Origin of the sequence: Lyticum sinuosum (genome assembly GCF_034471385.1) — a bacterium.
In the GTDB taxonomy this organism is placed as follows: domain Bacteria; phylum Pseudomonadota; class Alphaproteobacteria; order Rickettsiales; family Midichloriaceae; genus Lyticum; species Lyticum sinuosum.
Genome location: NZ_JARGYU010000002.1, coordinates 312,814 through 336,044 on the forward strand (window position 1 = coordinate 312,814; position 23,231 = coordinate 336,044).

Genomic DNA, 23,231 nt, shown 5'->3' on the forward strand with positions numbered 1-23,231 from the left:
AATATTAAATAACTTTATAAATTTAAGAAACTGTTAATATGAATAAATATCAATCTTCTATTTTATTATTTATTGAAGATTTTTTTAGTATTTTGTATATCATTGATAATATTATATGGAATTATATTGGGCTATTGGTAATTATATTTATTGGTATTTACTTAACTGTAGTATCAAAAGGATATCAATTTTCAATAATATTGAACTTGAAACATCATATTCAAAAATTAATACAAGATGAAAATAAAGACCAACCTGGAATAAATCCATTTTCTATATATTTTGCATCTATAGGTGGAATGATAGGACTCGGGAATTTAGTTAGTGTAGTGGCAGCTTTACTAATAGGTGGACCAGGTACTTTATTTTGGATGTGGATAAGTGCTTTAATCGGAATGTTAATAAAATACTCAGAAATATACTTAGGTATAGAATATAGGGTTTTTTCGCAAAATGGTTATAACGGGGGTCCTATGTATTATCTTAGACATGCTTTTAAAGATAATAAATTTTTAAAAAAAGTATTACCAATAATGAGTGCTACTTTTCTTTGTATATATGGCGCTGATGTTTCTCAGTTTTTAATTATTACAGATACAATGGTTACAAATTTTGGATTTAATAGAATCACAGTAATTATTTGTATATTATTAATGTTATTAATGACAACTTTAGGAGGTATAAAGCATTTTAGTAAAATTTGTGTTATTATGATGCCACCTTTTATGATCAGTTATACTATTATATGTATTATAATATTATCACTAAACTATACGAAAATTCCATCGGCATTATATCTAATTATTAAATCTGCTTTTTATGGGCATTCAGCTATTGGTGGATTCTTAGGTAGCACAATGATTACTGCAATGCATTATGGTACATCACGTGCTGTATATTCTGGTGATATAGGTATAGGATATGATTCAATAATACATAGTGAAACAAGAATAACAAAAGCAGAAAAGCAAGCACCAATTGCTGTTATGGCTTTATTATCAAATATATTCATTTCTTCCATGAGTGTTTTAATAGTTATTATTACTGATAAATGGACTATGATTGGCTTTAAACCATCTGAATACATTGGAGAAGCAATAAAAACAATAATTCCATCAAGATATGTTAATTTATATATAGGTATTTTATTTTTTATATCTGGATTTACAACAATTGCTGGATTTTTTGTTGTTGGACAAAAATGTGCAACATTTATAAATGAAAAATTCGGAAGAATTATATATATTTTTTATGGAATCACTGTATTTAGTTTATTTTCATTTTTTGATCAAAATAATGTTATGTTACTTATGAGTGTATCTGGAGGTATTTTAATGATAATAAATTTAAGTGGTATTTTTAAAATGCGAAAAAAAATTAAAATGCGTATATAAAAATAAATATCATAAAATTATAAATATCATGAAATCTTATATAAAAATATATATTTCATACTTTTATTGCTATGCTCATACCATGAAAAGTAGGAATTATTATTGAATAATATAATTCAGAATGAGCTAATTCCTGATTAAAAGAATTAATATTAATCCACATTTTTTTTAATTTTTTATCAAGTATTTCATCAGAATTAGAATAATTATTCATAGAATTAAATAATAACGTATTATCGGATATTATTAATCCTCCTTTTCTGAGATTCTTATTAGCAAATTTTAAATATTCTGGATAAGAATTCTTTGATCCATCAATAAAGATCATATCTATTTTTTCTTTTTCAAAAAATCGATTTTTTATATTATCTAAACAAATATCAGCATTATCATTAACTGTTATTAGATCCAAGTGTGAAAAATTAATAATATCTATATTTTCATTAATTATATTTGTTTTTTGATTTTTATCGCTTTTTTCATTAAAATTTTGATTATTTTTTTTTAAAGATAAATCTAACATGTTTTTTCTAAGAATAGAATAATATTTTTTATTTTTTTCAAATGTAATAAAGATAGATTTATCAGTTTTTATAGAATTGTCTGATGGAGAAACACATTCTAAAGCTTGTATAATATGAGCTGTTGAATATCCAATAAAACTTCCTATTTCTATTATTTTATTGGGTTTATGCAATTGTATTAACACTGATATTATTCTAGACTCAGAATATGATATTTGAATATGTTCTAAATGATCAGGTGAGGATTTTCTAATACTTTGATACTGATCAAACAACGAATATAAATTATCAATATAATTTTGTTTTTTCCTTTCAGGAATAAAATCATTCAATTTAGTCATTCATTAATAAAAATATAATTTCATAAATTGATAATTTTAATGAATCTAATAATTTTTTTTAAAAAAATCATTTTTTACAAACTTAAATAAATAACGCATAGTAATAACTCCTATTATATTAAATAATAGTCCTATAACCAATGTAACTATATCATAGTTACCACGTAAAATATTTGCAGAAGTTATTACACCTATAATAGAAAAAATAACTCCACATAAAAACTCTTTAGTAGTTATTTTTATATCTAAAAATCCAGCACATAAAGGAACGATAATCATCGGTTCCCAAAAATTATCTATAGTCCATAATAAAGATAGTAAGCTTTTTGCATTAAGTGCTATAGTGATTGCAATAAATCCTACTAAGCCTGACGAATATTTTGCAATGATTAATTCTGTTCTATCTGAGATTGATGGTTTCATTTTTTTAACTACATCATGAGCTAACATAATTCCAGTAGTATTTAACCAAGAATCAGCAGATGACATTATTACAGCTAAAATTCCAGCTATTACTAGTCCACGTACCCCTACTGGAAGAAATTTATCTATTGCATAAAACATAGCTATATCTGCTCTTTCTAAATTTGGAGCAACTGATTTTATTGATAAACTTATAATTAATAAAACTATAATTAATGGAAGAGTTAAAATTGCATTTATCTTCATTATTTTCTTTATTTGTTGTTCATTACCTGAAATAAGCATTCGTTGAATATATGTCGCAGCAGTACAAGGAAGTAAACAATATGAAATAAAGGAAACAAGTTCTGTAATATTATTCTTATTACTAAAATCGATAGATTTATGTGTATCTGGAAGATTTGCTAAAATTATCTCCCATCCTCCGGCAGCATAATAAATAACATATGCTGAAATTGGAAATGCTATAAATAATATAATAAATTGAGCAAAGTCAGTAACAATTACAGCTCTTACTCCACCAAAAACAGAATAAATAATAAGAACAATCATTCCACATAGGACCCCTATAATTTGAGATGTTCCTATAAAATATTCAAACATTTTACCCATTGCTAATACTTGTGCTGCTAATATTCCACAGCTTAAAGGTAATGAAAAAATATTTATTATCCATTTTCCACTAATACCGTACATTTTTTCCATTATATCGCTTAAACTAAGACAACCTTTAAATTTGCTAATATTTTTTGCGAAAACAAATCCAGTAACTAACCAAAAAGCTGGTCTTACTATTTGTGCTATACCATACACTAGACCTGACTCATATGTTCTCCCAATAACTCCTATTGTCATTCTAGCACCAATATATGTGCTAAATAATGTAGTAACAAGAAAAACTGTACTAATGATAGAGTCATCCTTACTTCCTAAAGCATAGCAGCGTATTGTTTTTATTGAACTAATTTTACTTAATCCAATTAATAAACAAAATATCAAATATGCTACTATTATTAGTATATCTTCAATAGATAAATTTGAACAAGAGAGATAGTAATTATTTTGGTTTAAAGGCATTTTAGCTAAAACATTTTTTTATTTATTTAGAGTGTTAAACAATGAACATAAATACAGCTATTTAATGAAATTTCAATAATTATTTATTTTATTCCATCATTCTATTTATTCTATAGGATATAGACTTCAGCATGTCTTCATATCTTATATCACCTTCATTTTGCGATAAATCAGCAATTGTTCTTGATACCTTAAGAACACGATTAACAGATCTCATTGACATACAAAACTTTGTTATAGCTTTTTCTAGAAGATTCTTTGCCTCTTTAGTTAAAATAACTGATTTATTTAAACAATCACCATCCAATTCAGAATTGAATTTTATTTCCCATCCTAATTTTTTATAGCGTTTATTTTGAATATCACAAGCAGATATTACTCTTTCTCTGATTTTAGTTGATGATTCATTAGACTCTTGCGAACTATACAATTGAGAATCATATAATATTGAATTTATTTCATCAGTTTGCACTTGAAGATCGAAACGATCAAACATAGGTCCAGATATCTTATTTTGATAATCATATGCGCATTGTGGAGCTTTTCTACATCTTATATTATTTATTTTACTACCATAATATCCACATTTACATGGATTCATTGCAGCAATTAGTAAAAATTTAGCAGGATATTTAACATGACCACTTGCTCTATCTAGAATTATATATCCATCTTCTACAGGTTGCCTTAATGATTCTAAACTATTTCTATGAAATTCTGGTAACTCATCAAGAAATAATATTCCATAATGCGCTAAAGTAATTTCACCAGGTCTAATATTTCTACCTCCACCAATTAATGAAGCCATGGAAGATGAAGGATGTGGAGAACGATATGGCCTCGAATTAATAAGTCCTATGCCATGATCAATTTCTCCAGCAATACTAGCTATAATATTAATTTCTAGTATTTCTTCTGTGGAAAGAGGTGGCATAATACTGGGAAGACGTTTAGCAAGCATAGATTTTCCAGACCCAGGTTGTCCAATCATAATCATATGATGTCTTCCTGCAGCTGCAATTTCGAGACCTTTTTTTGCAAGTGGCTGGCCCAAAACATCTTTTAGATCTAAATGTTTTTGATTAGATTCTTGTAATATATCAATTAATGAAACATCAGATTTATATCTAGGATTTTTTTTTGTAAAATGATGAATTATCTCTAATAAATGATCAAAAACAAAAATATTATTATTACTTGAATAAAGAGCTTCCATTTCATTTTCTGATGAACATATTATTCCCTTGTTCGCATTTTTAGCAGATACAGCTGCAGGTAGTATACCATTTACTCTATTAATCTCCCCACTTAATGATAATTCGCCCATTATTATAAAATTTTGAATTTCATCTTTAGGTATAATATTCATTGCTGTCAGAAGACCCATAGCAATAGCTAAATCAAAATGACTTCCTTCTTTTAAAAGATCTGATGGAGCTAAGTTAATAGTTATTCTTTTAGCTGGAAATGATAAGCCTATACTTGAGAAAGCAGCTCTTACTCTTTCTTTTGATTCAGCAATTGACTTATCAGCTAAGCCAACAATATTAAATATTGGTAATCCACCACTATCAATATGAGTTTGAACATCTATGTTGTTAGCTTCTATGCCAATAAAAGTAACAGTATTAATATTTGATAACATATCTTTACAGATTTTCTATAAAAAATTTTTATTATGAACAAATTGCAAAGTATATGATAATATATCACAATATACGTAAAAACTAATATCTATCTCTTTTTATCAATAAATTGCAATACTTGTATCACAATAGTAAAATATCACAAGCTCATTACCCAAGTATATAATTTATAAACTGTTGTCAATAAACTAATTAAATTATGTTTAAATCATCAAACTATCAACAAGATTCAATAAAAAAAAATTATATAACTATTAATAGATCTAATTTTATTCAAAATACTATTCCATTACGCCTTCATGATTATCTCGAAATAGATTTAAATCAACCAATAGAAGATTTAAAAACACCTTTTACAAAATCTTATAAAGTCAAAATATGTTCAAATTATAGTTCGAATGAAATAGATAATAGTAAATTTGCTATAGTTCATTATTGTCCTTCTTTATGTCGTCTAGATGATATAGAAAAACTAAAAAATAATCCAATAACTGGATTATTACCTATAATATCATCTAATCTCACTGAGATAGATGGATTTGAAAGAATTGTTCTTGTTACAAATTTTTCTAAAAGAAAAATTATTGATAATTTTTCGATTCATCGAATTAAGCAAATACTTTCAATAGTAAGTAAACTACATCATCTGAATATTATGCATGGTAATATTAATAATTCTACAGTTTATTATAATGAAGATAAAGATATAATTGAAATAGATAACTATTTTCATGCTCCATGTGGAAGTATACAATCAGAGATTTATGAATATGGATTAAGAGGATGTTCGCATCCATGTGGAAAAGGATCTGATGAATATATTGCTGATTATTATGCTATTGGAGTACTTATTCTAAATTCTTTTAAAAGAACTGAATTATTTAATTTTAATTTACATGATATTGCTATAGCAACAGCAAGAAAAGAAAGTTTCAATTATTTAAAAAAATTATTTCGAATAGAGGATTATGACTTACCTGATGAAATATCAGATATTTGTAATGTATTATTAAATGGAGATATTAATGATTGTATAAATATAAATAAAAATATTATAAATAAAAACGATAATACATGTAATATAATCAAAAATAATGCTAAAAATCATTCATATGATATAGAGAAAGATATAAATAATAATAAAAATAATAAAAAATATAATTCATTATACGAAATGAGTTTAGATATAATTTTTAACTGTGATGATAATCAATTTAAGATAAAAATTTCTAATGCATTCAATGATGAAAAAGTAAAAAAAGATGAAGATATTATTTATAGATCTATTATGATAGAAATATTAAATATTCGTAATGAAATTTATTATTATGATGATGTTTTTAACAGTAAAGATGAAATAACAAGATTATTATCTGCATTCTTTATTAGTAATTTAAATAAAAATAAGAATGACTATATATGCATTGGAAATACTTTTTTAAATATAAAAGAAATAGGTAATATGCTTAATTATGGTATTTATCAAAATGACAAAAAATTGATAAATTTATTAATTTATATTATAAAATCTGGCTATATAGAATCTATTTGTCGTTTATCTCATAATAAAAAACATCAATCTTTTGCTGTTATTATTAATACAGCAAATAGTATTGCTTCAAAAATCAATAAGTCTTTTTCAGATATAACAAATATTAACAAATTAGTTACAAAAGATGCTATTTCAATCAGTGAAAGTGATAATAATAATTATAATATATTAAGTAATAGCGATATTAACGAAATATATGAACGTAATATGAATATATGGTATATGATGTATTTTAGCAATCTAAATCAATATTCAGGACCAGAAGTAAATAATAAGATATGTTTCAGTGTTTATGAAGCCATAGAATTCTTTAATAATACATTATCATCACATATGAATGATATGAATAATGTAACTATTACTACAGATTTTTATGATTTTCTAATAATAAGTATGAAATTAAAAGATTGGCCATATTTAAAATCTATTGAAACTTTTAGATATATAAGAAATCATAAATATTATATTTTACTTGGAATAATAAACTCTTTTTATATTAAAAATACGAAACAAGGAATAAATATAGAAAATATTATAAAATCAATAGCAAAAAATCTATCATATTCTATTACTAGTTCTTTGCTTGGTAAATCTAATATAGAAATTGCTTCTAAGATCTTAGAGAAAGTTTATGAAACTGGTAATATAAATGATCTAATTTCAATATTTAATCACAATAAATTAAATAAAGATATGCAAAAATATCAAAAATCAGCAAAATATGTAAAAAAAATCGAAGAAATTATTAATATATATGATTTATATATTAAAGATGATGATATTATCTCACGTCATAGTAAAAATATTGCTATACTTATTAGCTGTGCCATTCTTATAACATCTACAATTATGATAATAACAAAAATATAATATAATTATTATTCTGTATTAAATTTTAATTATTTTTGTGATAATATAAATTCCATATAAAAAAGAATTAATATAAATTTGATTTAATAAAAAGATATGAAAATTTATTCAATCTATATTAAAAGTAGTTATAGAAATAATCTACAAGCATTAATCAATAGAGATACAATAATTAATACAAGATTTATTTCAGATTCTCCTTCTTTATTATTATTAATTTCTTCTTGGATTTGGTTATTTTGTCATAAATTTTGGATTTTAGGTATAATAATACTTATCATGAAATCATCATGCATTTTATTAAGTGAATATTTAGTAGATTATAAATATTATATTAGTCTTATTTCTTTGGGAATAAATTTACTATTATATTATAATAGTTCATTTTTATTAGAAAAAAAAGCTCAAATAGATGGATTTAGATTAATCACTACTATAGTAGCTAAAAATAAGGAAGAAGCTCAAAGAATATTTCTACGTGATACATATGTTGTCACAAAATTATAAAATATAATTTTATTAAAATTAATGCAAATTGCGAGAATTATTTAAAAATAAATATTTTTATATTTATTTTCTGATATATTTTGTAAAAAAATGCATTCACAAATCATTAGAGAAAATTGTAATATTTATGATTATATAAGTAAGTATGTAGATCTTAAACAAAGATCTCATGGAGAATTTTTAGGAATATGTCCATTTCATGATGAAAAAACACCATCATTTACAGTAAGTGAATACAAGAAATTTTTTCATTGCTTTGGATGTGGTGAGCACGGGGATATCATCACTTTTGCAATGAAATATCATAATATTCAATATATGGAAGCAAAAAAAAATATTGCTGATATATTTAAAGTTGATTTACCTATATCTATATCCTATAAAAATAATATAAATCAAGAATTATATTCTATTAATAAAATATCAGCAGAATGGTATCATGAAAATCTACTCAATAATAAAGATAATAATGCTCTAAAATATTTAGAGCTCAGAGGACTTATAGATTCGAATATATTAAAACAATATCAAATAGGATTTTGTCCCAATAATAATAAAGAATTAATTAATATATTAAAAAAAAATTTTTCTGATAATATTATCATTAATAGTAAAATCCTTGTCTTTAAACATAATATATCGCAATTTGTAAATCCACTTTCTGGTCGAATTATATTTCCTATACATGACGAATTTGGAAATATTATTGGTTTTGGAGGAAGAATTTTAAATGATTTTAATAAAAATAAAACTTATAATTCAAATAACTTAAATTATCAAAATCAAAATAATGAATTTATAAAACAAATACCTAAATATATTAATAGTGGAGAAACAGATATTTTTAAGAAGAGAGAAATATTTTATGGTTTATATCAGATATCACGTCATAATATATATAATAAACAGAATTATAATTCTACTAAATATAAAAATGATATTTATATTGTAGAAGGATATTTTGATGTTCTTTCTCTTGCAAAACAAAAACAAAATGTAATTGCTAGTCTAGGTACAGCTATCAATCAAAATCATATACATAATTTGTGGAATAAAGGTTATAATCCTGTTATATGTTTTGATGGTGATAATGCAGGTCAAAATGCTATGTTTCGTTTAATTAAAGAATCTATCTCTGATTTTACTCCAGAAAAAAATATAGAAATTGTCATTTTAAAAAAAGATGAAGACCCTAGTAGTATATCGCAAAAAAATATATTATGGAGTGAATATGCACAAGAAAATAGAAAATCAGCAATAAATTTTATATTTGATATCTGTTGTAATATAACGCATAACTCTAAACCAGAAGAAAAAGCTAGTGTTAGACAAATACTAAAAGATATTGCTAAAAAAGTAAAACATAGGGAATTATCATCTGAATATAAATTATATTTAGATAAATTATACTGGCAAAAAATTCGTCAAAATAATAAAAATATTAATAATAACTTTAATAATCTAAATAAATATTATTTATTTGAAAATGATATAAATATAGTAAAATTAAATAAAATTAGTCAGAATTTTATTAATATAATATCAGTTTTAATTTTACAACCAGAAGCAACTAATTCTAATATATATGAAAGATTAAGTGATCTTCCTGATATTTATAATGAAGATTTAATAAAAATAAAAAATACTTTATTAAATGGAGAAAATTGGGAAGATTGTTCAATTTCTAATGAAAATAAAGAGATTATTATAAATAATATTATTAAAATAAAAGAAAAATATAATAAAGAATTTCTATATCAAAATCTTGATAAATGGCTTTTGATAGAAGAAAATCACTTGATAGAAATTCAAATAAAAAAAACTCATCAGATAATTCTTAATGAGGTGAAAAAAAAATTTCCAGATGAAAATCTTCTTATGAAATTAGAAAAAAATATTATATCTTTAAAGCAAAATCAACAAAAAAGAAATATTATTATTAATAATAATATCGATAATATAATTGATATAAATGATTTATAATGATCTAATTAAAAAATAATATAAATAGTTATAAATAATAATTATAATACAATAAATAAAATAAATGACAAAGAAAAATGATAAAGAGTTTGAAGATACAGAAGAACAAAAGAAATTAGATTCAATAATACTACAAGTAGACAATGATGAAGATGATTTTTTTCTCGAAGATGAAAGTATAGTAGAGCCTGTATCTTTAGAAGGTGATAAAGAAGATGTTGTTAGTACAGATGATCTAAAAAATCCTGAATTCTCTGCATCAGATTATAAGTCAAGTGGAGATATTTTTAAGTTATATCTTAGAGCAATGGGTGGTATTAAGCTTCTTACTAGAGAAACAGAAATAGCAATAGCTGAAGATATAACAAATGGAAAATATAAAAAAATAAGAATTTTATTTTCTTTTCCTATTTCTTTAAAAAAAATTATTGAATGGGCAGAAAGTATTAATATGGGGAATATGAGTATACGAGAAATAATAGATGTAGAAACTATGTATTTTCGTGAATTTAATCAAGATGAACTTGATTCACATATTTCAAGAGAAGAATCTATATTTGATGATTTTGATGATGAAACAGAAGAAAATGATGAGGAAGTAAATTCAATGACAGAAATGGAAAATGTCTTGTTTGAAAGCGTAACAATTCTATTAAATAAAGCAAAAAATATTGCACAAGAAATTTTAGAATTACAGAAAATTAAATTAAAAAATTATTGTTCTACTTTCTTAATAGAAGAGAAAAAAATTTCTAACAATGAAATTAATAATATAAAATATTCCGAAGAGTACTATAATAATAAGATTATAGAACTCAGTGAATGTATGAGACAACTTTATATTAATGAAAATGTATCACAAAATATTGCAGATATTTTACAAGAACAAAATAAAAACATTTTAAGTTATGAAAATGAGATTCTTAAAATTTGTATATCATCAGATATTAACCGCATAAAATTTTTAAATCTATATCATGGAAGTGATAATTTAGATTGGGTACAAAATGTTAAAAAGATTGCAGGAAAAAATTTTGATTTTCCATCTTGGTCTGCAAAAATTAAGGATATACTTAAAAAAATGGCCAATTATGCAGTTGAGATAGGATTAGATTTAATAACTTTTAAAGAAAGTATTAATTCATTAAGACAAGCTGAAAGAAAGATAAAAATAGCAAAAGAACAAATGATAGAAGCTAATTTAAGGCTTGTAATATCAATAGCAAAAAGATATGCAAATCGTGGACTTCAATTTTTAGATCTTGTTCAAGAAGGTAATATAGGATTGATGAAAGCAGTAGATAAATTTGATCCACAGCGCGGTTATAAATTTTCAACTTATGCAACATGGTGGATACGTCAAGCTATAACTAGATCTATTGCAGACCAGGCTCGAACTATAAGAATTCCTGTTCATATGATAGAAACAATCAATAAAATGTTACGTATAATAAAACAATTAATTCATGAATTGGGAAGAGAGCCAACTCCAGAAGAAATTGCAGAAAAAATGGGTCAATCTGTTGAAAAAATTATAAAAACACTAAAAATAGCAAAGGAACCCGTTAGCTTAGAAAATAAAGTTAGTAGTGATGATTCTAGTGTTCTTGCAGATTTTATACAAGATCCTAATTCTGTGACACCATTAGATGCTGCTATATGTAATAGTCTCAGAAAAATAACAACAGCTGTGTTATCTTCATTAACACCGAGAGAAGAAAGAGTATTGCGTATGAGATTTGGAATAGGTCTGAGAAGTGATCATACACTTGAACAAGTAGGTCACTTATTTGATGTAACTAGAGAAAGAATAAGACAAATAGAAGCAAAAGCATTACGTAAAATGAGGCGACCAAGTAGATGTAGAGGTCTTGCAGGCTTTCTTGAAACTAAAAATAATAAAAAACCACTTTATCAAAACAATGATTCTGGTGATGATAGTAGCACTGATGATAGTGATTATGATGGTGGATACGATAATGATACTGATGAAAAGTACAATAGTGAAGCAAATGCAGAATAATATTTTTTACATATCTTATTAATTTTTTTCATAAGTTTAAACGTATCAAAAATAATATTAAATATATTAAATATAATTTTATTAATATAAAAATGTTTTTCTCATGAAAGCATGAATAAATGCTATATCTTTAGAGTGACTTAAAATATTTGTTAATTTAATATAACTTCTTATAATTTTATTGTTATTTTTTTTCTGTTCATCAGATTCTGAACTTATATTTTCAGAATCAGCTTTAGAATTAAAAATATCATTAATTTTATCTGTTGTACTTTTATTTAATTGATTTAATTGTTTTATTTCAAAAATTGCTAATCTTAAAATTGCTCTAATAACATATGCTATATCTTTTAACCCCCATTTTCCTTCTAAATTTTCTTGAATTATATCATCTATATGATTTTTGCAGTATAATATTTTATTTGTTATCTCAATTATAAAAGATATATAATCCGCATTTAATTCATGTTTTTTCAGTGTTTTATATAATACACCATTATATCCATATAGATTCTCTTCATTATCTTCATCATTAAAAGTTTCTGGTTTTTCAAAGAAATGAATTACTTCTTTGAAATTATTATTGTCTTTTGAATCTAAGCTTTCATCTTCAATACAATTTTTAATAAGTTTAAAGACATTATTAACAACTTCAGAACTAGATTTTTTATAATTATATTCAATGAGCATTATGTCATACATGTACATTATTTGTACTAAAATTAATCTAGTTTGTGTATCTAATTTTGTTATTTTTTTATTTTTTATTAAGATATTTTCTATGTTCATATGTATATGAATTTTATGAATTAAGTTTTTATGAATTAAATAATTTTATAAATATATTTTATTTAACACAGCATATATAGTCATGGAAGTATTAATATTAAAAATAAATAAAAAAACATTAAATAAATTTTTAAAATTTTAAAATGAATTTGCTTTGTATAGATACTTGTTGTGGATTTTGCTCTGTAGCTCTCTATAAAATAGAAATTAATAAAGATAGTAAAAAAAAGAAGTATTATAGTAATAATATCAATAATAATGATTTTTCAATTGATTTTAAATTAGAAATTTCAAAATCTATTGATTATCTTAATATGCAAGTTGAAACTATATCTTCAATAACACAAGAGATTATATCTGAAGTTATAATGAATAATTTGAATAAATCAGATAATAAATCAGATAATATAAATAATAATCTTAAGAAAGATAATAATAAAATATTTAGTTATATAGATGCTATTGCTGTTACAACTGGACCAGGTAGTTTTACAGGGAATCGTATTGGTTTAAGTTACGCATATGGAATAAAAATGAGTCTTTCAGAATTTCCTAATGAAAAAGAACAAAATTCTAAGAAATTCCCTATAATTCCATTTAATACTTTAGATTGTATAGCCTCAAAAGCTTTAGATAAAATTCAAGATAAAACTAATTTTCAAGATAAAATTAATTATAGTGAAAATATTGTTGCTTTATTACCAGCAGGAATTGATAAAAATGGTGAAAATTTATATTATTATAGTAGATATAGCTGTAAAAAAAATACTCTTTACAAAGATACTATTTATAATAATAAGATAAATTTATATCGTGATATTGATTATAAAATATCAAGTCTTAATGAAATTTATAATGATATAGAAAAAAATATCAATTATTCATTTTCTGAATATAAAAACGAAATATTTTTTGGAAATTGCAAAGAATTAGATATTAATTCATATATTAAAGCTGAAGATATTATATTAGGAGTAAAATATATTCCAACTTATAATAATATAGTAAATAAATTATTATTTATATCAATATCATCTAATATTGAACTTGAACTAAATGAGAAAGAATTTAAAAAATTTAAAGAGGATACTTATAATTATCAGTTGAATATATATCATTATCCTTTACCTTACTATATTAAAAACCCTAATATAGGATAATATTACATTAATATTATATTATTATATAACAAAAAAACTTTTTAATATTTTTAATATTCTTTTTTATCTATCAATAGAAATAGAAGAATTCTGATCACCTTTCAGAAATGAAAGAATTCTCATTATTTTTAGAAGTGAAATATTTACATATACGAGATGGAATATTAATAAGTGGTTTTATAATGAATTTAAATATCACAGATATCAATATAAAAGAAAACTTTATCAATTTAAGAGATAATAGTATTATGCTTCTCGTTAGTGTTTTAGTAAGGGGTTTTATTTTTATAAAATAATCTCTCATCTCTTTTAGTCCTTTAATAGGTGCAGAAAGAAGGCTATCTCTTATATCTTCTTTTTTTGCTGCTTCCAAGAATACATTAATATCATTTATTTGTTCTTGTATTAGTTCTGCTTTCGTTTTCCTAATCATATTCTTACTTAAAACAACTGCCTTATTGCTAGTTTTTTTTAAGATCTCTGTACTAATACCTAGATGTCTTCCTATCTCTTTAATTGTACTTTTATTTATATAATGAATATTAATTATACTATTATTATCACCCAACATTTTTTGTTGTTGCAAATTACTCCTATATAATGAAATCTCATGAGATAAAAATATTGTTTTATATATTTTAGTAATTATATTCTTATAATGATGTATTAATATTAGACGTTGTATAATATCTATATCTTCATTATTAATATGCTTAATATGCTCAAAAAAATCTTGATCATTATACATAATATCAAAATCATTTTGATCATTATATGTAATCTCACAATAATCTTTTAGATAATAATATTTTAGATATATTTCATATAACTTTAAAAAATCTTGTTTTCTTTCTTCTTGAGTCATTTTTTGATTATTTTGTGTAATATTCTCTTGCATAAAATATTATTTATTCTTTATTAAATTAATTGTAGAAATTACTATAATTAATAGAATAGATCAAAATATAATAAATAATATGTAATAAGAAAGATTCTTTATATTTTATGTTATATTATGTTATTTTTTAATATCTTCTATTATCATTAATATAAATATAATTTTATAATACGATTAATATAAATATAATTATAAATAATTTATAATTATCTTCTTCTATTATTTCTGAATAGAATTATTATTACTTTGAGAATTAAAAATATTAGCTATACTCTTATATACATGAGATGAAATATTAATAATTGGTTTTATAATGAATACAGATATTAATTTAAGAGGAAATTCAATAAAAAGTGTTACTACTATTGCAGATAGAGTATCTTGTACATAATCTTTTATTAGATTATGTTTCATCTTTATAAGATCAGCTTTAGTATTTTCAAGATTAGAAATATCGTACTTTATGCTATTATCAAGTTGTATACCTGATTTTTTTAATGTATTCAAGAATACATCAATATCACTTATTTGTTGTTGTATTGTTCCTTTTGCTGAAGTTGTAATTCGAGGTACTGCTTTACATTTCATGATATCTTCATTAATATTTAGATCTTTTGCTCCTATATTCTGAATAATATCTGATCTTTTATTTATTTCTTTAAGAATATCTTCTTTTTCTCCTATTTTTTCAAGAATATTTAATTTTTCTTTCATATCTTTAAAAAGAATTGTTTTTTTGTCTGTATTTTTTGTCTTTTTAATAAGATTTATTTTCTCTTCCACCTCTTTAAGAGCATTTGATCTTTCTTCTCTTTCTTTAAGAATATAATTATCATCATTAACTATAGTAATTTTTTTATTATCTTCAATTGAACCACATATTGCAATAATTATTCTACTAAAAGAACTATTTATTAGAGGATTAAAACTACAACTATAATAAATAGATTTAAGTTCAGAATTATTACTAGAACAATTACTTTGCGTATCAGGATGAGAATATTTAAAATATATTTGGTATAATTTTAAAAAATCTTGTTTTCTTTCTTCTTTAGATATTTTTTGATTATTTTGTGTAATATTCTCTTGCATAAAATTATTATTTTTTTGTATTATTAATTATAATTTCTAATAAATTATTCTTTATTATATATATTATAATAAAATTCAATAATAATTCAATAATAATTTTTATATATTACTTATTATTTATTCTTTATTAAATTAATTGTAGAAATTACAATAATTAATAGAATAGATCAAAATATAATAAATAATGTGTAATAAGAAAGATTCTTTATATTTTATGTTATATTATTTGAAATATTTTTTGGAAATTGCAAAGAATTAGATATTAATTCATATATTAAAGCTGAAGATATTATATTAGGAGTAAAATATATTCCAACTTATAATATTATACTAAATAAATTATTATTTATATCAATATCATCTAATATTGAACTTGAACTAAATAAGAAAGAATTTAGAGAATTTAAAGAGGATGCTTATAATTATCAGTTGAATATATATCATTATCCTTTACCTTACTATATTAAAAACCCTAATATAGGGTAATAATATAGGGTAATATTACATTTACATTAATATTATATTTATTATATAACAAAAAAACCTTTTAATATTTTTTAATATTCTTTTTTATCTATCAATAGAAATAGAAGAATTCTGATCACCTTTCAGAAATGAAAGAATTCTCATTACTTTTAGAACTAAAATATTCACATATACGAGATGGAATATTAATAATTGGTTTTATAATCTCCTTAATAATCAATTTACGCACTTTTTTAGGATAAAGTATTAATAAAAAAGGAACAGAAATAATATTTGTAATTAAATAAAGAAGTGGTTTAATCAGATTTTTTCTAATTGGTTCAAAAAATTTATTTATAACTGGATCAAGAAATTTATCTTGAATTGATTCAGGTGTAAGGTTATATATCAGTTTAAAAGGGAATACTATAATATTTTTTATCCCATATACAAAGAAAATTGGTATCCTCTCTAAGAATTTAGAGCCATGTTTATAACACTCTTCTGGTATAAAGTAGGAAGATATTCTAATAATTGGTTTTATAATGTCTTTAATAATAAATTTACAGAAATCTTTAGGATCCGTTATTAAAAATAAAGGAAGAAAAATAATACTTGTAATTAAATAAAGAAGTGGTCTAATCAGATATTTTTTAATTGGTTTAAAAAATTTATCTATAACTGGATCAAGAAGTTTATCTTTAATCGGTTCAGGTAAAAGTTTATATATCAGTTTAAAAGGAAATACTATAATATTTTTTATCCCATATACAAAGAAAACTGAAATGTCCTCACTTAACCTATAACCTCTACACTCTTCTGGTATAAAGTAGGAAGATATTCTTTTGAATAGTCTTTTGTTTTCGGCTATAGCTTGAGCTTGATCTTGGGCTTGATCTTGGGCTTGAGCTTGAGCTTGGGCTATAGCTTGAGCTTGAGCTTGAGCTTGGGCTTGAGCTTGGGCTTGATCTTTAAGTCTGTTTTGACGTAAAATTTGAACATCTACCTCCCCCATAGGATCTTTTTTTAAAGATTCAAAATCTTCTATAAGATTATCTTTATCTCTTAAATTTTTTAGATTTTGAAGCATATTCAAAGCTATATCAATATTTTCTTCATGTGTTTTATTACTTATGCTTTGAATATCAATACTATTGATGGTATTTCGATCAATACCTAGAGACTCTCCCATCATTTTAACGATTTTAATATTCTGTTCGACAGTTGATATGTTCTTACTTTCTAATCTAATATTGATTTGACTTATATTTTCAAATGAATCTAAAGAATTTATAAGACGAAAAAAGAAATTTGATATAAAATCTTTCTCTCTAGGTGATTGTGATGATGAATACCTTAAAAATATCGGATATAATTCTAAAAAAGCTTGTTGTTTTTGTTCTATAGTGATTTCTTGATTATTTTGCATAAAATTATTATTTTTATATATTATTTATTATCTGCTTTTTTATTAATTTTATTAAATTAATTGTAGAAATTACAATAATTAATAAAATAGATCAAAATATAATACTAATAATATTTATATCAATATCATCTAATATTGAGATTGAACTAAATAAGAAAGAATTTAAAGAATTTAAAGAGGATGCTTATAATTATCAGTTGAATATATATCATTATCCTTTACCTTACTATATTAAAAACCCTAATATAGGATAATAATATAGGATAATATTACATTTACATTAATATTATATTATTAATATAGAAAAAACTTTTTAATATCCTTTTTTATCTATCAATAGAAATAGAAGAATTCTTATTATTTCCAGAAGTGAAATATTTATGTATACGAGATGGAATATTAATAATTGGTTTTATAATATGTTCATATATTAATTTAAGAGGACGTAGTAGAATAGAAATTATAATACCTGTAATATCTTTTATTTTATCTTTTATAAATGTTCTAATAGGGTGTAATTTCTTCAGAGCATGATATATTACATATTTTACATCGTCTTCCATATGTTTTTGATCATTGAATTTTTTTACTATCTTCAATACTGCATTAAGATCATTTACTTGTTTTTGTAATATTACTGAATTCTTTGTAATTATATTTTGATTCAAACGAACTACTTCCTCTTGAGTTCTTATTAAAATATCTTTGCTAATACCTATATTTCTTTCTATATCGTTTATAGTAGCAGTATTAAAATTTATTTTATATATCATATTAATTATAACATAATAATACTCAAATAGTGTTGCACTTAACATATCTATCTCATTATCTGTATTAATAGATTGATCTTTATAATTTTCCATTAGAAATTTATATCCTAGAGCCATCTTATATAACTCTAAAAAATGTTGTTTTTGTTTTTCAGTAAGATTATTTTGCATAGGTTCTTGATTATTTTGCATAAAATTATTATTTTTTTATAATGTTAATTGTAATTTCAAATAAATTATTTATTATTATATATATTTTTTTTATATAAATAAACAAGAGTATAATATATATTATAATGAAATTCAATAATATTTTATATATTACTTATTATCTGCTTTTTTATTGTATTAATTGTAGAAATTACAATAATAATAGATCCAAATATAAGATTTATTGTTACTTTTTCATCAAATAAAAAATAACCAAATATTGTTGATATTATTAATTCTAGATAACGCAGTGGGGCTAATATAGTTAATGAGGCCAAACTATAAGCTTTCAAAATACAATACAAAATAATATTGCTTCCAAATCCTAAAATTATGAAGTACGGTAAGTCGTTTAAGTTGAAAATTTTCCAATTATTAAGTGCAGGTATTATAAAAAATAGTCCTGCAAAAAAATTTGAGTAAAAAAGCATAATTATTGTTTTTTCACCTTTATTTATAAGTATTTTATTTATTATATCTAAATAAGCAAAAAGTATAGCAGATATAATAAATCTGATAATAATTAATGTATCAAGAAATGATGATGGATTTATTGCAATAATAATTCCGATAAATCCTACTATTATATTAATAATAATTTTTATATTAGCTTTTTCTTTGAGAAAAATGATTGCTAATACCACTAAAAATATAGGAATAGTAAAACTTATTGCTGTAACTGTAGCAAGTGGTATTTTTGATATACCATTTACCCAAAAGTACATTGATATACTTAATAATAAACCACGAATTAAATGCTGTTTAATGTAATTGGTCTTAAAGGATGATTTAATTTTTTTTAAAATTGAATCATTTTCAATATTTTGACTATAAAATTTGTAATTATAAAATGAATTAAATATTATTATTGGAATTATACTTAATGATCCAAAAACAAATCTTGTAAAAACTATTTGTTCTAAATTAAAGCATAATGTATATTTTTTAGTTATAACGTCATTAAGTGAGCTTATAATAAGTGATGCTATCAACCAAAATATACCACAAATAATTTTAAATCTATCAGTTTTTATACTATTTTCTGACAACTTTTTTAATGTAAAATTTCAGGATTTTGAGAATTTTTTAAAAATAAATTTTTCAAAAATTTATAAGGAATTTTAATTAATTTTTCATAAGTAAAAAATAATCCTTTTATAAGATATTGAAGTATTCTTTTAATAGGTTTAAATTTATTGTTTATATCATTGCTATCATTTTTTAATGCGTCTGTGAGTTGTTTTCGAAATTGAAGAATACTATATGTATTAAAAACACTATTTATATTATTTTCACTAGAAAATTTATCTAATGATATATTATATCTTAATGATATTTCTGATAATTTATTGAGATCATTATTTAATTCATGTAATACTGAAATATTATCTTTTAGATTTCGTTCTTTATTTTCTATTTCATTTATTTCTATAGTGCAACTTTTATAAAATTCATTTTCTCTTCCATTATTATTTTTAAAGTATATATTCCAAAGATTGCCAAGATATGCATCTGTAGAAATATTATTAGTCAGAGTACTAATATCAAAAAAAATTTCAATAGAAATAAAATTTCTATCTTGAAAATCTTTATTTATATAAATTATATTATATTTTTGATATTTTACATATAATTCATATAATACTAAAAAATCTTTTTTCCTCTGTTTTTGAGTAATTTTTTGATTATTTTGCATAAATTTATTATTCTTTATTATTAATTATATAATTTTAAGATAATTGTTTTTTTTTATTATATATATTTTTTATTAATATAAGTTTATATACGTAAAATAAAAATATTTTTATTCTAAGTTAATAAAAAAATACTAAGAAATACTAATTTTATGCAATAATTAAAAGTTATATACCTATATTTTTTATATTATACTTTATTCTGAACAAAATTTTACTACACGTTCAACTTCTTCTTGCATAGAAGAAAAAACATTCTCTCCAATAAATTTTTCCCAAATGCAGCCTAAAATGCCTTTTATTGATAAAATCATCGTAATTTTTAAACCATCTTGTACTTCTTCAATGCTATAAGTTTTAAAGACCTCAGCACCTATAAGAGATTTTTTAATAGTAAAAGATTTTCGATCATCTACTTCAGATAAAATAAATTTTTCAGTCTTTTGAGAATTATATGTTAAGGTAATTTCAGCATCTTTCTGAAAATTATCTTTAATTTCAGAAATATTTATATTATTATCCCATTTATTCCAATTATTTACATCTTTCCAAGCATTCCATATATTTTCGTGTTTAATATTATTAAATATCTTACTAGAAGTTTTTTCGCAATTTTTCCACATATCTTTGTTTAATTTATTTGTTTTCAAAAATTATTTATTACTATAAATAATATATGAATTTTTTAATGAAGTAAATAACAAACATTTTTAGAACTTTCTTTATAAGAGTTATAAGAGAAATAAAAATCTATATTAATATATTATATATATTTTTAATATATATCTTTAATGAATTAAGAATTTAATAATTTTTTATTTTAGCTTAAGCTTTTTTTTATCAAAATTATATATATATATCTAAAAATATTTAATATATTAAATATTATTGATAAATTTTTTAATATTTATAAAAATAATTTATAATGATTTTATTTGCTAATAAAAACAAACTTGCATTTTTATATTTTTTTCTTGCATTAATATTAAATATTATAGGATCAATTACATTATATTCAATAAATCCAGCCATTGCTGTAAAACATTGGCAATCCAGTTGTATATTTTGTATAATATCTTTAATTTTCATATTTATACCTAATAATACAATAAAAAAGATAACTACAATATCTTATATTGGATTAGTTATTGCTTTAATAATAACCATACTTTTTGGTCATAGCGCAATGGGTGCACAAAGATGGATTCAGATAGGGCCAATTGGTATACAACCATCTGAATGGGCTAAAATAACAACAATAATGATAATAGCAAAATACTTTGATGATATACCAATATCACATATAAAAAAATGGAGATATTTAATACAACCATCTATATTAATTGCAATTCCATCAATTTTAATATTAAAACAACCTAATTTGGGCACAACTATTATTTTATGTGCTAGTAGTTTTTCTCTATTCTTTTATGCAGGAGTAGATATAAAAAAGATATTACTTGTTTTATTATTAATGATATTATTAATTCCTATAGTGTGGAACTTTGTTCTATTAGGATATCAGAAACAAAGAGTTATGACATTTTTAAATCCAAATTCTGATGTTTTAGGAGCAGGTTATAATATATTACAATCACAAATTGCTATTGGCAATGGAGGAATTTGGGGACAAGGATGGAGGAAAGGAGTTCAAAATACTCACAATTTTTTACCTGAACGACATACAGACTTTATTTTATCAGTATTTGCTGAAGAATTTGGTTATATCGGAGTTATAATTATTTTATCCATATATTTTATGATGTTTTGCATAGGATTATTGCTATGTAATCGAGTTAAAGAGCATATGAATAAATTATTAATTATAGGATTAAATTTTATGATATTTATTCAACTATTTATTAATAGTGGCATGATATCAGGATTAATACCAGTAGTTGGTGTTCCATTACCTTTCATATCATACGGAAGATCATATTTATTAACATGTTGGCTGTGCGTAGGTTTAGTTTTAAACTGTTGCAAAGATAGCAAATAGCAAAAAATAATAAGGAGAAATAAAAAAACTAGAAAAATTAGAAAGATGTGGTATGAGTATAATAAAAAGATAGAACTTTAAATTAAAAAGTATATAAAAATATATAAATAAAATATTTTAAAAAAAATATTAGTAATAAGTCTCAATAAAAAGATTAATGGAGAAGAAGTATAAATAAAGTATATAAAGGTATAAAATTATATACAAATTATAAATTTCTATAAATAAAGTATATATATATAAAATTAGTTAAGATTGATTAAAAAACTAATAATAAAACTAATTTAAATTAAAAAGTATATAAAAATATATAAAAAGAATATTTTAAAAAAAATATTAGTAAAAAGTTCAATATAAAAGATTAATGGAGAAGAAGTATAAA

General features: G+C 22.2%; 18 protein-coding genes. 7 read left to right on the forward strand and 11 right to left on the reverse strand.

Annotated elements, in window-relative coordinates; all coding sequences use genetic code 11:
• Window positions 1–38 precede the first annotated feature (38 nt).
• Window positions 39–1,394: an amino acid carrier protein gene (locus Lyticum_RS03190; RefSeq protein ID WP_322498887.1), complete on the forward strand. Its 1,356-nt coding sequence runs from the start codon at window positions 39–41 to the stop codon at window positions 1,392–1,394.
• 55 nt (window positions 1,395–1,449) lie between these two features.
• Here Lyticum_RS03190 and Lyticum_RS03195 read toward each other — a convergent pair whose 3' ends face one another.
• The 3 genes from Lyticum_RS03195 to Lyticum_RS03205 form a co-directional block, all read right to left on the reverse strand.
• On the reverse strand, window positions 1,450–2,259 hold the full coding sequence (locus tag Lyticum_RS03195; protein WP_322498888.1) for an O-methyltransferase: 810 nt from the start codon (window positions 2,257–2,259) through the stop codon (window positions 1,450–1,452).
• Window positions 2,260–2,304: 45 nt separating this feature from the next.
• Window positions 2,305–3,759, reverse strand: coding sequence for a sodium:solute symporter family protein (locus Lyticum_RS03200; RefSeq protein ID WP_322498889.1), 1,455 nt, complete (start codon window positions 3,757–3,759; stop codon window positions 2,305–2,307).
• Window positions 3,760–3,847: 88 nt separating this feature from the next.
• The gene (locus tag Lyticum_RS03205; protein ID WP_322498890.1) at window positions 3,848–5,404 is read right to left on the reverse strand and encodes a YifB family Mg chelatase-like AAA ATPase; all 1,557 of its coding nucleotides are present in this window, start codon (window positions 5,402–5,404) and stop codon (window positions 3,848–3,850) included.
• A gap of 200 nt (window positions 5,405–5,604) precedes the next feature.
• On the opposite strand from Lyticum_RS03205, the gene Lyticum_RS03210 reads away from it, so the two are divergent.
• The 4 genes from Lyticum_RS03210 to rpoD all read left to right on the forward strand — a co-directional run bounded on the left by Lyticum_RS03210 (window position 5,605) and on the right by rpoD (window position 12,340).
• The gene (locus tag Lyticum_RS03210) at window positions 5,605–7,827 is read left to right on the forward strand and encodes a hypothetical protein (RefSeq protein ID WP_322498891.1); all 2,223 of its coding nucleotides are present in this window, start codon (window positions 5,605–5,607) and stop codon (window positions 7,825–7,827) included.
• Between the two features lie 96 nt (window positions 7,828–7,923).
• A complete protein-coding gene (locus Lyticum_RS03215) occupies window positions 7,924–8,334 on the forward strand; it encodes a hypothetical protein (protein ID WP_322498892.1) in 411 nt (136 codons plus the stop codon).
• A gap of 90 nt (window positions 8,335–8,424) precedes the next feature.
• Window positions 8,425–10,317: a DNA primase gene (locus Lyticum_RS03220; protein WP_322498893.1), complete on the forward strand. Its 1,893-nt coding sequence runs from the start codon at window positions 8,425–8,427 to the stop codon at window positions 10,315–10,317.
• A gap of 64 nt (window positions 10,318–10,381) precedes the next feature.
• The gene (gene rpoD / locus Lyticum_RS03225; RefSeq protein ID WP_322498894.1) at window positions 10,382–12,340 is read left to right on the forward strand and encodes an RNA polymerase sigma factor RpoD; all 1,959 of its coding nucleotides are present in this window, start codon (window positions 10,382–10,384) and stop codon (window positions 12,338–12,340) included.
• Between the two features lie 81 nt (window positions 12,341–12,421).
• Here rpoD and Lyticum_RS03230 read toward each other — a convergent pair whose 3' ends face one another.
• On the reverse strand, window positions 12,422–13,129 hold the full coding sequence (locus tag Lyticum_RS03230) for a transcription antitermination factor NusB (RefSeq protein ID WP_322498895.1): 708 nt from the start codon (window positions 13,127–13,129) through the stop codon (window positions 12,422–12,424).
• Window positions 13,130–13,272: 143 nt separating this feature from the next.
• Here Lyticum_RS03230 and Lyticum_RS03235 point away from each other — a divergent pair, with 143 nt between their 5' ends.
• A complete protein-coding gene (locus Lyticum_RS03235) occupies window positions 13,273–14,289 on the forward strand; it encodes a hypothetical protein (RefSeq protein ID WP_322498896.1) in 1,017 nt (338 codons plus the stop codon).
• Window positions 14,290–14,383: 94 nt separating this feature from the next.
• Here the strand turns inward: Lyticum_RS03235 and Lyticum_RS03240 are convergent, their stop codons facing one another.
• From Lyticum_RS03240 to Lyticum_RS03270, 7 genes are all read right to left on the reverse strand, one after another.
• Entirely contained in the window at window positions 14,384–15,187 is an 804-nt protein-coding gene (locus tag Lyticum_RS03240; protein WP_322498897.1) for a hypothetical protein, read from the reverse strand.
• A 219-nt stretch (window positions 15,188–15,406) separates the two neighbouring features.
• On the reverse strand, window positions 15,407–16,279 hold the full coding sequence (locus Lyticum_RS03245) for a hypothetical protein (protein ID WP_322498898.1): 873 nt from the start codon (window positions 16,277–16,279) through the stop codon (window positions 15,407–15,409).
• A 601-nt stretch (window positions 16,280–16,880) separates the two neighbouring features.
• Window positions 16,881–18,173, reverse strand: coding sequence for a hypothetical protein (locus Lyticum_RS03250; protein WP_322498899.1), 1,293 nt, complete (start codon window positions 18,171–18,173; stop codon window positions 16,881–16,883).
• A 326-nt stretch (window positions 18,174–18,499) separates the two neighbouring features.
• Window positions 18,500–19,138 carry a hypothetical protein gene (locus Lyticum_RS03255; RefSeq protein WP_322498900.1) on the reverse strand — a complete coding sequence of 213 codons (639 nt, stop codon included), beginning with the start codon at window positions 19,136–19,138 and terminating at the stop codon, window positions 18,500–18,502.
• 122 nt (window positions 19,139–19,260) lie between these two features.
• Window positions 19,261–20,205, reverse strand: coding sequence for a DMT family transporter (locus Lyticum_RS03260; protein WP_322498901.1), 945 nt, complete (start codon window positions 20,203–20,205; stop codon window positions 19,261–19,263).
• A gap of 5 nt (window positions 20,206–20,210) precedes the next feature.
• Entirely contained in the window at window positions 20,211–20,852 is a 642-nt protein-coding gene (locus tag Lyticum_RS03265) for a hypothetical protein (protein ID WP_322498902.1), read from the reverse strand.
• A 195-nt stretch (window positions 20,853–21,047) separates the two neighbouring features.
• Window positions 21,048–21,473, reverse strand: a complete 426-nt coding sequence (locus tag Lyticum_RS03270) for an SRPBCC family protein (protein ID WP_322498903.1) — start codon at window positions 21,471–21,473, stop codon at window positions 21,048–21,050.
• Between the two features lie 302 nt (window positions 21,474–21,775).
• Here Lyticum_RS03270 and rodA point away from each other — a divergent pair, with 302 nt between their 5' ends.
• Complete coding sequence (rodA, locus tag Lyticum_RS03275) at window positions 21,776–22,849, forward strand: rod shape-determining protein RodA (protein WP_322498904.1); 1,074 nt, start codon at window positions 21,776–21,778, stop codon at window positions 22,847–22,849.
• Window positions 22,850–23,231 lie beyond the last annotated feature (382 nt).

Coding starts and splice junctions, on each gene's coding strand:
- Lyticum_RS03190 (WP_322498887.1), top strand. CDS start 39: ATGAATAAATATCAATCTTCTATTTTATTATTTATTGAAGATTTTTTT.
- Lyticum_RS03195 (WP_322498888.1), bottom strand. CDS start 2,259: ATGACTAAATTGAATGATTTTATTCCTGAAAGGAAAAAACAAAATTAT.
- Lyticum_RS03200 (WP_322498889.1), bottom strand. CDS start 3,759: ATGCCTTTAAACCAAAATAATTACTATCTCTCTTGTTCAAATTTATCT.
- Lyticum_RS03205 (WP_322498890.1), bottom strand. CDS start 5,404: ATGTTATCAAATATTAATACTGTTACTTTTATTGGCATAGAAGCTAAC.
- Lyticum_RS03210 (WP_322498891.1), top strand. CDS start 5,605: ATGTTTAAATCATCAAACTATCAACAAGATTCAATAAAAAAAAATTAT.
- Lyticum_RS03215 (WP_322498892.1), top strand. CDS start 7,924: ATGAAAATTTATTCAATCTATATTAAAAGTAGTTATAGAAATAATCTA.
- Lyticum_RS03220 (WP_322498893.1), top strand. CDS start 8,425: ATGCATTCACAAATCATTAGAGAAAATTGTAATATTTATGATTATATA.
- rpoD (WP_322498894.1), top strand. CDS start 10,382: ATGACAAAGAAAAATGATAAAGAGTTTGAAGATACAGAAGAACAAAAG.
- Lyticum_RS03230 (WP_322498895.1), bottom strand. CDS start 13,129: ATGAACATAGAAAATATCTTAATAAAAAATAAAAAAATAACAAAATTA.
- Lyticum_RS03235 (WP_322498896.1), top strand. CDS start 13,273: ATGAATTTGCTTTGTATAGATACTTGTTGTGGATTTTGCTCTGTAGCT.
- Lyticum_RS03240 (WP_322498897.1), bottom strand. CDS start 15,187: ATGCAAGAGAATATTACACAAAATAATCAAAAAATGACTCAAGAAGAA.
- Lyticum_RS03245 (WP_322498898.1), bottom strand. CDS start 16,279: ATGCAAGAGAATATTACACAAAATAATCAAAAAATATCTAAAGAAGAA.
- Lyticum_RS03250 (WP_322498899.1), bottom strand. CDS start 18,173: ATGCAAAATAATCAAGAAATCACTATAGAACAAAAACAACAAGCTTTT.
- Lyticum_RS03255 (WP_322498900.1), bottom strand. CDS start 19,138: ATGCAAAATAATCAAGAACCTATGCAAAATAATCTTACTGAAAAACAA.
- Lyticum_RS03265 (WP_322498902.1), bottom strand. CDS start 20,852: ATGCAAAATAATCAAAAAATTACTCAAAAACAGAGGAAAAAAGATTTT.
- Lyticum_RS03270 (WP_322498903.1), bottom strand. CDS start 21,473: ATGTGGAAAAATTGCGAAAAAACTTCTAGTAAGATATTTAATAATATT.
- rodA (WP_322498904.1), top strand. CDS start 21,776: ATGATTTTATTTGCTAATAAAAACAAACTTGCATTTTTATATTTTTTT.